Origin of the sequence: Kitasatospora sp. NPDC052868, assembly GCF_044547105.1 — a bacterium.
Taxonomy (GTDB): Bacteria; Actinomycetota; Actinomycetes; order Streptomycetales; family Streptomycetaceae; genus Kitasatospora.
Window position 1 is genome coordinate 44952 of record NZ_JBITZW010000016.1, and the last position, 13582, is coordinate 58533.

Below are 13582 nucleotides of genomic sequence, written 5' to 3' on the forward strand. Positions count from 1 at the left end.
TCGGGTGGGTGAGCGACTCCTCCCAGCAGCCCGCGGGCCTGCCCTTCCTCAAGGGCCACGGCACCGAGAACGACTTCGTCATCCTCCCCGACCCGGACGGCCGACTGACGATCGGCCCCGTGGCCGTCGCCGCACTCTGCGACCGCCGGGCCGGGATCGGCGGTGACGGCCTGCTGCGCGTGGTGCGCGCCGCCGCCGACCCGGCCGCCGCCGCGATGGCCGACCGGGCCGAGTGGTTCATGGACTACCGCAACTCCGACGGCAGCATCGCCGAGATGTGCGGCAACGGCGTCCGGGTCTTCGCCCGCTACCTGGTCGAGGCCGGGCTGGCCAAGCCGGGCGAGGTGGCCGTGGCCACCCGGGCCGGGGTCCTGGTGGCGCGGGTCGCCGAGGACGCCGAGGACGGCACCCCCGGCCAGGTCACCGTGGACATGGGCCACGCCCGGCTGCCCGGGCCGGACGGGATCGAGGTGGCGGTCGGCGACCGGCGCTGGCCGGCCCGCAACGTCAACATGGGCAACCCGCACGCGGTGGCGTTCGTGGCGAGCCTGGACCACGCCGGCGATCTGCTGAACGCGCCGCTGACCAGCCCCGAGGGCGTCTACCCGGAGGGCGTCAACGTCGAGTTCGTGGTGGACCGCGGCCCGCGCCACGTCGCGATGCGGGTGCACGAGCGCGGCTCCGGCGAGACCCGCTCCTGCGGCACCGGCGCCTGCGCCGTCGCGGTGGCCGCCGCCCGGCGGGACGGCGCCGACCCGGCGCTGACCGGCGAGTCCGTCAGCTACACCGTGGACCTGCCGGGCGGCCGGCTGGTGATCACCGAGCACCCGGACGGCCGGGTGGAGATGACCGGTCCGGCGGTGATCGTGGCGAGCGGTGTGCTCGACCCGCGGTGGCTCGAAACCCTCGGGCTCTGACGGCGGCGGGCGGTTTGCCCATTTCGCGAGGCGGTGAATCCCCCCGTTCGGGTGATCCCCATGACGGACGGGGAGCAGCGCGTCGCGGAACGTGCTGTGCTCGGTAGCATGGACCACCGGGTCGGCCATCGGCTCCGGTGACCGCTGCCGGAGGTGCCGATGACCATCGAAGCCGGGCAGCCCCTGGCGGGGCAGCCGACATCCGCACGGCAGGCCGGGCCCAGGCGGCCCCTCGGCGGGCTGGGCAGGGCCGCACTCGGCCGGGCCGGCCGCGCGGCCCTGCTGGCCACCGGCCGCCCGCCGCTGCCGGACGCCATCGAACCGCTCGTCCAGGCCCACCGCCGCCACCATCCGCAGGCCGACCTCGGCCTGCTCGGCCGGGCGTACCGACTGGCCGAGGCCAGCCACCGCGGCCAGAAGCGCAAGAGTGGCGAGCCGTACATCACCCACCCGCTGGCCGTCACCATGATCCTGGCCCAACTCGGCGCCGGCACCACCACCCTGGTCGCCTCGCTGCTCCACGACACCGTCGAGGACACCGAGTTGACGCTTGATCAGGTCGGTGAGGGGTTCGGGCCCGAAGTCGCCTACCTGGTCGACGGGGTGACGAAACTGGAGAAGGTCGACTTCGGCGCCGCCGCCGAGGCGGAGACCTTCCGCAAGATGCTGGTCGCCACCGGGGACGACGTCCGGGTGATGGTGATCAAGCTCGCCGACCGGCTGCACAACATGCGGACGATCCGGCACATGAAGCCCGCCAGCCGGGTGCGGATCGCCAAGGTCACCCGGGACGTGCTGATCCCGCTGGCCGAGCGGCTCGGCATCCAGGTGCTCAAGGCGGAGCTGGAGGACATCGTCTTCGCCACCCTGCACCCCGAGGAGTACGCCCGTACCCGCGCCCTGGTCACCGGGCACGAGGACGGGCCGGACACCCTGCTGGAGCCCTTCTCCCGGACGCTGGCCCGCCAGCTCGCCGAGGCCGGGGTCGCCGCCGAGGTGACCGTCCGCCCCCGGCACTGCGTCTCGCTGCACCGGGTGCTGCTCAAGCGGGCCGCCGCGGCCGGTCCGGACGGGCGGCCGCAGGGCCCCCAGCCCGCCGACTTCGGGCGGCTGCTGGTCGTCGTCGAGGAGAACGCGGACTGCTACGCCGTCCTCGGTGAGCTGCACACCTGCTGGACGCCGCTGCCCGGCGAGTTCAAGGACTTCGTGGCCGCCCCCAAGTTCAACCTGTACCAGTCGCTGCACACCGCCGTGGCGCTGGACGGCGGCACGGTGGTCGAGGTGCTGGTCCGCACCCGGCGGATGCACGAGGTGGCCGAGACCGGGGTGGTGGCCCTGGGCGACCCCCGGCAGCCCGGCGCCGACCAGGGCGCCGACGAGCTGGACCGCACCGACCCGGCCCGGCCCGGCTGGCTCAGCCGACTGCTCGAATGGCAGCAGGACACCCCCGACCCGGACGCCTTCTGGTCCGCGCTGACCGCCGACCTCTCCGGCGACCGCGAGATCACCGTCGTCACCGAGGACGGCGAGACGCTTCAGCTGCGGGCCGGGGCCAGCTGCGTGGACGCCGCGTACCTGCTCGGCGAGGACACCGGCCACCGATGTATCGGCGCCCGGGTCAACGGCCGGCTCACCGCCCTGTCCACGGTGCTCCAGGACGGCGACCGGCTCGCCGTGCTCACCGAGAGCGGACCGCGCGCCGCCGAGCCCTCCGGCCCGGCCCCCGAGTGGCTGGCGCACGCCCGTACCCCCGGGGCCCGGCTGGCCATCGAGCGCTGGCTGGCCGACCACCCGACCCGGGTGGCGGTGGTGCGCACCGGCCCGTCGGCCGGGCAGCCGGCGCCGCCCGCGCACCGGGCCGCCGAGCGCGGCGCGGCGCCCGCCACGGTGGCCGACCGGCCCGGCGCGCCGGTGCGGCTGGCCCGCTGCTGCACCCCGGTGCCGCCGGACGCGGTGAGCGGCTTCGCGATCCGGGGCGGGGTGGTGGCCGTGCACCGCGGCGGCTGCCCGGCGGGGGAGCGGATGCGGGCCGACGGGCGCGGTGTCCTGGAGGTGCACTGGCAGCCCGGGGCGGCGCCGCCGTCCGGGTACCGGGTGACGCTGCGGGCCGAGGCGCTGAACCGGCCCCGGCTGCTGGCCGACCTCACCGCGGCGATCTCGGGGGAGGGCGTCGGGATCGTCTCGGCCGAGGTCGAGCCGCCGCAGGAGCTGAGGGTCCGGCACACCTACACCGTGGAGCTGCCCGAGCCGGGCGCGCTGCCCGCCGTGATGCGGGCGATGCTCAAGGTCTCCGGGGTGTACGACGTCGGCCGCCCGCACGCCCCGGCCCCGGCGGCCGCGGCCCCGGAGACGGGGTCCGGGCCCGCCCCGGAGGAGGCGGCCGGGCCCGCCCCGACTCCCGCGGCCGGGTCGGCTCCGGCGCCCGACCCGGGAAATGGGGATGACCCGCCCGCGCCGGGCGTGCGACCATCATGGGGAATTCACGGCCGGTCCGCGGCGTTCACCGGGCACTGAGAAAAACAGCCTGGGTGCAGCCCGCGGTCCTCAGGGGTAGCTCACACCTCGCCCGAGCGGTAGTCGGGGCGGCAGCTGGGCAGACTCCGGGTACGACCGTCCGTACGGTCGCAGACAGGCCATCCGCACCAGCCAGCCAAAGGACAGAATGACCTCCACGTTCGACACCCGCGACAATGCCGAAGCCGGCCGCCGTATGGACGGCCTCCGGGCGGAAGCACTCATGGACGAGGACCTCGCGGCCATCGACGAGGACCTCGACCACCACTACGACGGCGACCAGTACGACCGCAGTGAGCGTGCCGCGCTGCGCCGCGTCGTCGGCCTCTCCACCGAGCTCCAGGACGTCACCGAGGTCGAGTACCGCCAGCTCCGCCTGGAGCGCGTGGTGCTCGTCGGCGTCTGGACGGACGGCACGGCCGAGGAGGCGGAGAACTCGCTGGCCGAGCTCGCCGCCCTCGCCGAGACGGCCGGCTCCCAGGTGCTCGACGGCGTCATCCAGCGCCGTGACAAGCCCGACGCGGCGACGTACATCGGCTCCGGCAAGGCCAAGGAGCTGCGCGACATCGTCGCCGCCACCGGTGCCGACACCGTGGTCTGCGACGGTGAGCTCACCCCGGGCCAGCTGATCCAGCTGGAGGACGTCGTCAAGGTCAAGGTCGTCGACCGGACGGCCCTGATCCTCGACATCTTCGCCCAGCACGCCAAGTCCCGTGAGGGCAAGGCGCAGGTCTCGCTCGCGCAGATGCAGTACATGCTGCCGCGCCTGCGAGGCTGGGGCCAGTCGCTCTCCCGGCAGATGGGTGGTGGCGGTTCCGGCTCCTCCGGCGGCGGTATGGCCACCCGTGGTCCCGGTGAGACCAAGATCGAGACGGACCGGCGCCGGATCCGCGAGAAGATGGCGAAGCTCCGCAAGGAGATCGCCGCGATGAAGACGGGCCGCGACACCAAGCGCCAGGAGCGCAAGCGCCACCAGGTGCCGTCCGTGGCCATCGCCGGCTACACCAACGCCGGCAAGTCCTCGCTGCTCAACCGGCTCACCGGTGCGGGCGTGCTGGTGGAGAACTCGCTGTTCGCCACCCTCGACCCGACCGTCCGCCGGGCGCAGACCCCGAGCGGCCGGGTGTACACCCTGGCCGACACCGTCGGCTTCGTCCGGCACCTGCCGCACCACCTGGTCGAGGCGTTCCGCTCGACCATGGAGGAGGTCGCCGACGCGGACCTCATCCTGCACGTGGTGGACGGTTCGCACCCCGAGCCGGAGACGCAGCTGGCCGCCGTCCGCGAGGTGATCCTCTCGGTCGACGCACAGCACGTGCCCGAGGTCGTGGTGATCAACAAGGCGGACGCCGCCGACCCGCACGTCCTGCAGCGCCTGCTGCGCCGCGAGCCGCACGCCATCGTGGTGTCGGCCCGCAGCGGTCAGGGCATCGCCGAGCTGCTGAAGCTCATCGACGACGAGCTGCCGCGCCCGGCGGTCGAGCTGCAGGCCCTCGTCCCGTACACCCGCGGGGACCTGGTCTCCCGGGTGCACGCCGAGGGCGAGCTGCTCTCCACCGAGCACACCGGCGAGGGCACGCTGCTGCACGCCAAGGTGGCGGCGGAGCTGGCGGCCGAGCTGGAGCGCTACACGGTCGCGCTGACCCAGGGCTGAGCCCGGGAAGAGCTGTAACGCCTCGGGCCCCGGCCCCCCACATCGGGGGGCCGGGGCCCGAGGCGTCGGGCGGCTACCGCACGTTCTTGCTGAAGTAGCCGAAGGCCTGCTTGGCCTGGTCCTGGAGCGAGGGGCCGGCCAGGTACTCGGACGGGTTGCGGTTGCCGATCGAGCTGAGGCTGATCAGGTTCGGCTTGCCGTCCCGGACGATGAACCAGCCGCCGCCGACGGCGCCGCCGGTCATGCTGCAGCCGATCACGTACATCGGCGGGCGCGCCGCGTCGAAGGAGAGCCGGCCCGGCCGGATGGCGGAGTCGCACTGGCTGAGCGCCGTGCCGTCGAACGGCCGCTCGGCGGGGTAGCCGTAGGAGGACGCCGAGGTGATCTGGTCGCGCGGGGCGTTGAACCAGATCGGGATCGAGCCGCCGACCGCCTCCTCCAGCGAGGTGCCGGAGCCGTTCTCGTTCCTGACCCGGATGATCCCGTAGTCGTACTGGGCGTTGGCGCCGACGCCGCTCTCCTTGAGCCAGGTCGGCGAGACCAGCGCGCGCACCGCCGTCCAGCGCCCGTACGGGGAGAGCTGCTGCTCGGTGGACGGCCTGCCGCGGACCGCCTGGCCGTCCCGGTTGTAACCGGGGACGAAGACGAGGTTCTTCATCCAGCCGCCGCCCTTGCCGTCGTGCAGGCAGTGCGCGCTCGTGTAGACCAGGTTGCTCCGGCCCGGGTTGGCCGGGTCGCCGACCACCGTGCCCGAGCAGGCCGCCTCGCCCTCGGGCGCGGTCATGAAAATCCTGCCGACCACCGCGGTGCCGGGGCCGTAGGGGTGCGGCACCGCCCTGGCCGCGACGGCGGCCGGCGGCGGGTCGCGGTCGACGCCGGCGGCGGCCGTCCGGTACGAGAACTCCGGGGCCGCCCGGCCCTTGGCGCGCTCCATCCGGGCGACGGACCAGAATCCCTGGGCCACCTCGTTGACGAAGGCGTTCTCGCCGACGAACCGCGCCCAGTCGGCGACCTTCCAGTCGGCCGGCTCCAGCTGGCCGGTGGGCGGGCCCGCGCCCGGCCGGGCGGCCGCGGGCGCCCTGGACGCGGCGCCGGAGCCGCCCGAGCCGCCCGGGCCACAGCCGGCCGCGGCGAGCGAGAGCGCGGTGAGCGCCGCGGCACCGGCCGACACGGCCCGGCGCCGCGACCCGCGCCGACTGGTCTTCGGCATGGTGAATCCGTCCCCGTTGGTGTGCCGGCGGCTACTGCTTCTTGGAGATCCAGTCCAGGGCCTGCCTGGCGACCGACTCCAGGTAGGGGCCGCTCAGCGAGGTGTGGTCCTGGGTGCCGATCGAGGTGTTGCTGACCAGCGCCGTCCTCCCGTCCGGCATGGTGGCGAACCAGCCGCCGCCGCTGGCGCCCTGGGTCATGGTGCAGCCGATGGTGAGCATCGAGGGTCGCTTCGGGTCGAACGACAGCCGGGTCGGCTTGCCGCCGTCGCACTTGTACAGCTCCTGGCCGTCGAACGGCTTGTACAGCGGGTAGCCGATGGCCGAGACGCCGAGCTTGTCGCGGGGGGCGTCGAACCAGACCGGGACGGCCGCGCCGACCGTCTCCTCCAGCGACTTGCCGGTGTCGTTCTGGTTGTGCACCCGCATGATCGCGAAGTCGTACTGGTTGGCCGCGTCGCCCGTTCCGCCGCCCTCGACCATCCACTGCGGGGAGGTCGAGACCTGGTCCGCCCACCAGGTGCCCAGCGGCGCCAGCTCGGACAGCGGGGCCTTCTTGCCGCCGCTGGAGGCGCCGGAGTTGTTGTACGCGGGGACGAAGACCAGGTCCTTGAGGAAGTCGCCGCCCTTGCCCGCGTGCACGCAGTGCCCGGCCGTCCAGACCAGGTTGCTCTTGCCGGGGCGCTGCGGGTCGGTGATCACCGTGGCCGAGCAGTTGCCCCGGCCGCCCTGGGCGCTGAAGAAGACCTTCCCCGAGGGCTGCTTGGTGTACGGGCGGGCCACCGGGGTCGCCTTGACGACCGGCGGCTCGGGATCGGTCACCCCCGGGTCCTCGACCGGCTTCGTGCTGGGCGGCGCCGGCTCGGCGGGCTTGGAGTCACCCATCTTGTCCGGGTTCCAGAAGTCCTTCACCACCGGGTTGTTGAAGACGTGCTTGGACGCCCACTTGTCCCAGTCCTCGTACTTCCACTTCGTCAGGTCCTCCCAGCTCTTCGGCAGGCCCTCCAGCAGACTGGTCGGGATGCCGGAGGGCAGGGTCAGCCCGCCGATCACGCCGCCGCCCCCGGTGGCGGTGGCGGTGGCCGAGGAGGGCGGCGGGGCTGCGCCGGCCCCGCCCGAGGGGCCGTCCGGACCGCAGGCGCTCACGGCGAGCAGGGTCCCCGCGGCGAGGGCGGCAAGGGCTGACCGGTGGATCGATGGCATGGTGTTCGCTTCCCCCTGCTGGTCCTGTGCGATGGCGGCTCGCCGCCTTGGAGTCTCCCACTGGCCACCAGGACGGCACCGGCCGACCCCTGGTTGCACGCCCGGCCACCGGCCACCGGGTTGTGACGGACCCTCTGCCGTGCCGGACGGACCCTCTGCCGTGCCGGACGAGCCCTCCGCCGTGTCGTCGGAACGACAGGCCCTCCCTCCTGAGTGTTGAACAATCCCCGCTCTTCACCCGGACGAGTGAGCCGTTCTTGTGATCACCCGTCAGGGATAGGTAACCCTTACCTGACGCACCGGTGCGAGCGCCCGCCAGACCCCCTCCACCAACCGCCCGCGTCCGCACCTCCACGCGCCCCAAGGAGCAGCCTTGAGCACCGCCCTCACCGGAGCCCCGCCCGCGATCCCGGCCCGCCGGCCCGCCCCGGCCCGCCCCGCCCAGCCCGACCCGCTGCCGCACCCCGACCCGCTGCTGCACCCCGACCCCGCCGTCGCCGCCGAACAGGCCGCGATGGAGGCCCTGTTGCGCTGCTGGGCCCGCGAGACCGGTGCCACCCCCGGCCCCGACGGGCGGCTGCGGATCGCCGTCCTCGGCGGCGCCGCCCGGCTCTCCGCACCCGTCCGCTACTGGTCGCCCGGCGGCTGGCACCGGTTCGGCCCCGCCACCCTCGCGGTCGGCGAGGGCGGCGCCGACGCCCCGGTCGACGCCGTCACCGCCGCGGCCCTGCTCGCCGCGGCGGCCGCCGACCGCCCCGACCCCGGCCAGGTCGCCGACCTCGCCGCCCGGGTCGCCGACTCCGTGGTGCGCACCGCCGACATCCTGGCCCACCGCCGCACCGCCGCCGCCCCCGGCGGACCGGAGGGCTCGCAGTTCCTCGCCGCCGAACAGTCCCTGCTGCTCGGCCACCCGCTGCACCCCACCCCCAAGAGCCGGGACGGCCTCGGCCCCGCCCAGAGCGCCGCCTACTCCCCGGAGCTGCACGGCTCCTTCCGGCTCCACTGGTACGCCGTCGACCGGGAACTGCTCGCCGCCGGCTCCGCCGTGACCGAGAGCGCCGACCGGATCACCGCCGGGCTCCTCGGCGACCAGGCCCTGCTGCCGCCCGGCACCGCCGCCCTGCCGCTGCACCCCTGGCAGGCCCGCGAACTCGCCCTGCGCCCGGCCGTCGCCGCACTGCTCGCCGACGGCCTGCTGCACGACCTCGGCCCGCACGGCGAGCCGTGGCACCCCACCTCCTCGGTGCGCACCGTCTACCGGCCCGGCACACCCTGGATGCTCAAGCTCTCGCTCGGCCTGCGGATCACCAACTCCCGCCGGGAGAACCTGCGCAAGGAGCTCCACCGCGGGCTGGAGATGCACCGGCTGCTGGAGAGCGGCCTGGCCGCCGAGTGGCGGGCCGCCCACCCCGGCTTCGACATCGTCCGCGACCCCGCCTGGATCGGCGTCGACCACCCCGCCCTCGGCGATCCCGGCGGCCTGGACACCGTGCTGCGCGCCCAGCCCTTCGGCCCCGCCGAACGCGCCCTCTGCGTCGCCGGCCTGGTCGCCGAACAGCCGCTCGGCACCGGCGACACCGTGCCCTCGCTGCTCGGCGACACCCTGCGAACCCTCGCCGCCCGCTGCGGCCGCCCGCCCGCCACCGTGGCCGCCGAATGGTTCCTGCGCTACCTGGACGCCGTGGTCCTGCCCGTCCTGTGGCTGGACGGACAGGCCGGCATCGCCCTGGAGGCCCACCAGCAGAACAGCCTCGTCCTGCTCGACCGGGACGGCTGGCCGACCGGCGGGCGCTACCGCGACAACCAGGGCTACTACTACCGGCAGAGCGCCGCCGAGCGGCTCACCACCCGGCTCCCCGGCCTCGGCACCCGGAGCGACACCTTCCTGACCGACGAGGTGATCGACCACCACTTCGCCTACTACCTCGGCATCAACCACGTCCTCGGCCTGATCGGCGCCTTCGGCTCCCAGCGGCTGGCCGACGAAACCGTCCTGCTCGCCGCCCTGCGCGGCTTCCTCGGCAGCCCCCGGGTCGCCGCCACCGGATCCGCGCTGCCCGCCCTGCTGCTGGACGCGCCCACCCTGCCCTGCAAGGCCAACCTGCTCACCCGGATCAACGGCATGGACGAACTCGTCGGCCCGGTCGCCAGCCAGTCCGTCTACGTCGACATCCCCAACCCGGTGGCAGGCCGGTGACCCTGCTGCCCGACGACGCGCCCGCCCGGGCCGTACTGCCCACCGCCGCCGGCGAGTTCGCCCTGCGCCCGGTACGCCTGCCCGCCGACCTGCCGCTGCTCACCGCCTGGATGAACGACCCCGAGGTCGCCGCCTACTGGGAGCTCGACGGCCCGCCCGCCACCACCGAGCGCCACCTGCGCGCCCAACTCGACGGCGAGGACCGAAGCCTGCCCCTGATCGGACTGCTCGACGGCACCCCGATGAGCTACTGGGAGGTCTACCGGGCCGACCTCGACCCGCTCGCCCGCCACTACCCCGCCCGGCCGCACGACACCGGAGTGCACCTGCTGCTCGGCCCCGCCGCCGCCCGCGGCCGAGGCCTCGGCGCGACCCTGCTCGACGCCCTCGCCGCCGACATCCTCCGGACCAGGCCCCGCTGCGAACGGGTGGTCGGCGAACCCGACGTCCGCAACCGCCGCTCGGTCCGCGCCTTCGAACGGGCCGGCTTCGCCCGCGCCGCCGAACTCGACCTGCCCGACAAACGCGCCGCCCTGATGATCCGCGAGCGCCCTCCCCACTCCTCCTAGGACACCCCCGACCCCATGGAACCCCCTCAGCCGGACACCCTCCAGCCCGGGCCGTACGACCTGCTCGGCGTCGGCATCGGCCCGTTCAACCTGTCGCTCGCCGCGCTCGCCGAGCCTGTACCCGGCCTGCGCACGCTCTTCTGCGACCAGCGCCCGGAGTTCCGCTGGCACCCCGGCATGCTGGTCGACGGAGCCCGAATGCAGGTGCCGTTCCTCGCCGACCTGGTCTCGCTGACCGACCCCACCAACCCCTGGTCCTTCCTCAACTACCTGCGCGAGCAGGACCGGCTCTTCCCGTTCTACTTCGCCGAGCGCTTCCAACTCGCCCGCCGGGAGTACGACCACTACTGCCGCTGGGCCGCCGAACGCCTCGCCAACTGCCGCTTCGCCACCGAGGTCACCGCCCTGCACCGGGACGGCACGCTGTACCGGGCCGAGCTGCGGGACACCGCGAGCGGGCGCGGCCACACCGTGTACGCCCGCAACCTGGCCCTCGGTGTCGGCACCCGGCCCGTCCGGCCCGAGGCCTTCGCCGCCCTCGACGGCCATCCGCGGGCCTTCCACAGCGCCGACTACCTCGACCGCCGCGAGGCCCTCGACGGCGCCGGCGACATCACCGTGATCGGCAGCGGACAGTCCGGCGCCGAGGTGTTACTCGACCTGCTGCGCCGCCGTGCCGGGGACGGCACCCGGCTGCGCTGGCTCACCCGCACCCGGGCCCTCGCCCCCATGGAGTACTCCAAGCTCGGCCTGGAGCACTTCACCCCCGACTACACCCGCTACTTCCACGGCCTGCCCGCCGACGTCCGGGACACCCTGGTCGAGGCCCAGTGGCAGCTGCACAAGGCCGCCAGCGCCGAGACCCTCGCCGAGATCCACGACCACCTGTACGAGCGGACCATCGGCCTGCCGATCGGCACCGTCCCGGTCGAGATCACCCCCGGCACCGCCGTCACCGAGGCCCGGCCCGGGCCCTGCGGCGGCCTCGAACTGCGCTGCCGGCACACCGACTCCGGCGCCGAGCACGTGCTGCGCACCGATGCCGTGGTGCTCGCCACCGGGTACCGCGCCGCCCGCCCGGCCGCCCTGGAGCCGCTCGCCCACCTGATCGACTGGGACGAGGCCGGCCGCTATCGGGTCGACCTCGAACACCGTGTCGCGACCCTCCCCGAACTGACCGGCGGCCTGTACGTTCAGAACGCCGAACTGCACACCCACGGCGTCGGCACGCCCGACCTGGGTCTCGGCGCCCATCGTGCGGCCGTGATCCTCAACGCCGTGGCCGGCCGGACCGTCCACCGGCTGCCCGCCCGCACCGCCTGGACCGGCTTCGCGCCACCGGTGACACCCGCCGGGGCCGCCGATCCGACCGCCTCCGGCTCCGCCACCGCCTCCGCCTCCGCCCAGAGCACCGCCTCCGCCCAGAGCACCGCCCCCGCCGACTTCACCGCCCCCGCCGTTCCGCGACCCCAGGAGTGGACCCGTGCCGCAACCGCCGGCCGCTGAACCGCCGCTGTACCTGCCCCCGCAGCTCGCCCCCGGGCACTGGCGGCGCGCGAGCCGGGCACTGCTGGCCAAGATGCTCGGCGAGTTCGCCTACGAGGAGCTGATCACACCCGTCCCGGCCGACCGCGAGGGCGCCTACCTGCTCCGGCTGCCCGAGGCCGAGTACCGCTTCACCGCGCGCCGCGGCGCGTACGACGGCTGGCAGGTCGATCCCGCCTCGCTGCAGTGCCGCAACCCCGAGGGCCTCGACCCGCTGCGCTTCCTCCAGTACGCCCGGCACACCCTCGGCCTGGGCGGCGACACCACCGGCCACCTGATCCGCGAGCTCACCGCCACCCTGATCGCCGACGCCCACCAGCTCGCCACCGCCCCCACCGCCGCCGAACTCGCCGACCTCGACCACGTCGAGCTGGAGGGCCGGCAGACCGGTCACCCCTGGATCGTCCCCAACAAGGGCCGGATCGGCTTCTCCGCCACCGACGCCGCCCGCTGGGCCCCCGAGGCCCGCACCCCGCAGCCGCTGCCCTGGATCGCCGTCCACCGGCGCCTCGCCCAGTACCGGGGAGTCCCCGGCCTCACCGAGCCCGAGCAGCTCTACGCCCGCGAACTCGACGACCCCGACGCCCTGCGCGCCGCCCTCGGCCCGGACGCCGACGACTACCTGCTGCTGCCCGTCCACCCCTGGCAGTGGGACGAGACCGTCGTCCCGCTGTTCGCCCCGTGGATCGCCGGCGGCGAGATCGTCCCGCTGCCCTCCGACGGCGACCTGCGGCTGCCCCAGCAGTCCATCCGCTCCTTCTTCAACCTCAGCCGGCCCGAGCGCTGCACCGTCAAACTGCCGCTCGCCATCCTCAACACCCTGGTCTGGCGCGGCCTGCCCACCGAGCGCACGCTGGCCGCCCCCGCCGTCACCGCCTGGATCCACGGGCTGCGGCAGGCGGACGCCTTCCTGCGCGACGACTGCCGGGTGATCCTGCTCGGCGAGATCGCCTCCGTCACCGTCGACCACCCGCTCTACCGCGAACTGCCCGAGGCGCCCTACCAGTACAAGGAACTGCTCGGCGCGATCTGGCGCGAACCGCTCGGCCCGCGCCTGGACCGCGGCGAACGCGCCCGCACCCTGGCCGCCCTGCTCCAGACCGGCTCCGACGGCCGCGCGCTCGCCGCCGAACTGATCACCCGCTCCGGGCTCACCCCCGCTGCGTGGACGACCCGGCTGTTCGCCGCGATGCTGCCGCCGCTGCTGCACTTCCTCTACCGCTACGGCCTGGTCTTCTCCCCGCACGGTGAGAACGCCATCCTGGTCTTCGACCAGCACGACACCCCGTCCCGGCTCGCGGTCAAGGACTTCGTCGACGACGTCAACCTCAGCGACCAGGACCTGCCCGAGCTGCGCGACCTGCCCGCCGAGGTCGGCGAGGTCCTGCTGCGCGAGGACCCACAGGGCCTCTGCCAGTTCCTCCACTCCGGCCTGTTCATCGGCGTCTTCCGCTACCTCGCCCCGCTGCTCGAAGCGCAGACCGGCCTGCCCGAGGCCGAGTTCTGGGCACTGCTGCGCGCCGAGGTGCTCCGCTACCAGCAGCGGTTCCCCGAGCTGCGCGAGCGCTTCGAGCTCTTCGACCTGTTCCCGCCCCGGATCGACCGGCTCTGCCTCAACCGCAACCGGCTGCTCCTGGACGGTTACGGCGACCGCCCGCACCGCCCGCACGCGGCCCGGCACGGCACCGTCCCCAACGCGCTGGCGCCCCGGGGCGCGGACGTGCTGCCCGGGCAACGGGATCGGATTGTCACCCCCGCCCCGTAGGCTGGGAGGG

The 13582-nt window shown here is 74.4% G+C and carries 9 protein-coding genes; 7 read left to right on the forward strand and 2 right to left on the reverse strand.

Going from position 1 to position 13582, the window contains the following annotated elements; genetic code table 11:
- Positions 1-8 precede the first annotated feature (8 nt).
- The 3 genes from dapF (at position 9) to hflX (ending at position 5085) form a co-directional block, all read left to right on the forward strand.
- A complete protein-coding gene (dapF, locus tag ACIGZJ_RS25165; protein ID WP_396459326.1) occupies positions 9-917 on the forward strand; it encodes a diaminopimelate epimerase in 909 nt (302 codons plus the stop codon).
- Positions 918-1076: 159 nt separating this feature from the next.
- Entirely contained in the window at positions 1077-3431 is a 2355-nt protein-coding gene (locus ACIGZJ_RS25170; RefSeq protein ID WP_396459327.1) for a RelA/SpoT family protein, read from the forward strand.
- A 148-nt stretch (positions 3432-3579) separates the two neighbouring features.
- Entirely contained in the window at positions 3580-5085 is a 1506-nt protein-coding gene (gene hflX / locus ACIGZJ_RS25175; protein WP_396459328.1) for a GTPase HflX, read from the forward strand.
- Between the two features lie 73 nt (positions 5086-5158).
- Here hflX and ACIGZJ_RS25180 read toward each other — a convergent pair whose 3' ends face one another.
- Together ACIGZJ_RS25180 and ACIGZJ_RS25185 are read right to left on the reverse strand one after the other, a co-directional pair.
- Positions 5159-6295 (reverse strand): trypsin-like serine peptidase, encoded by a 1137-nt coding sequence (locus ACIGZJ_RS25180; protein ID WP_396459329.1) that lies wholly within the window; start codon positions 6293-6295, stop codon positions 5159-5161.
- 31 nt (positions 6296-6326) lie between these two features.
- Positions 6327-7496, reverse strand: a complete 1170-nt coding sequence (locus ACIGZJ_RS25185) for a trypsin-like serine peptidase (protein WP_396459330.1) — start codon at positions 7494-7496, stop codon at positions 6327-6329.
- Positions 7497-7869: 373 nt separating this feature from the next.
- Here ACIGZJ_RS25185 and ACIGZJ_RS25190 point away from each other — a divergent pair, with 373 nt between their 5' ends.
- Genes ACIGZJ_RS25190 through ACIGZJ_RS25205 form a run of 4 tightly spaced genes read left to right on the forward strand, consistent with a single transcriptional unit; the run spans position 7870 to position 13572 of the window.
- Positions 7870-9693 carry an IucA/IucC family protein gene (locus ACIGZJ_RS25190; RefSeq protein ID WP_396459331.1) on the forward strand — a complete coding sequence of 608 codons (1824 nt, stop codon included), beginning with the start codon at positions 7870-7872 and terminating at the stop codon, positions 9691-9693.
- On the forward strand, positions 9585-10262 hold the full coding sequence (locus ACIGZJ_RS25195) for a GNAT family N-acetyltransferase (RefSeq protein ID WP_392940623.1): 678 nt from the start codon (positions 9585-9587) through the stop codon (positions 10260-10262). Before ACIGZJ_RS25190 ends, ACIGZJ_RS25195 begins: the two co-directional genes overlap by 109 nt.
- 15 nt (positions 10263-10277) lie before the next feature.
- Positions 10278-11768 carry a lysine N(6)-hydroxylase/L-ornithine N(5)-oxygenase family protein gene (locus ACIGZJ_RS25200; RefSeq protein ID WP_396459332.1) on the forward strand — a complete coding sequence of 497 codons (1491 nt, stop codon included), beginning with the start codon at positions 10278-10280 and terminating at the stop codon, positions 11766-11768.
- Positions 11746-13572 (forward strand): IucA/IucC family protein, encoded by a 1827-nt coding sequence (locus ACIGZJ_RS25205; RefSeq protein WP_396459333.1) that lies wholly within the window; start codon positions 11746-11748, stop codon positions 13570-13572. Before ACIGZJ_RS25200 ends, ACIGZJ_RS25205 begins: the two co-directional genes overlap by 23 nt.
- Positions 13573-13582 lie beyond the last annotated feature (10 nt).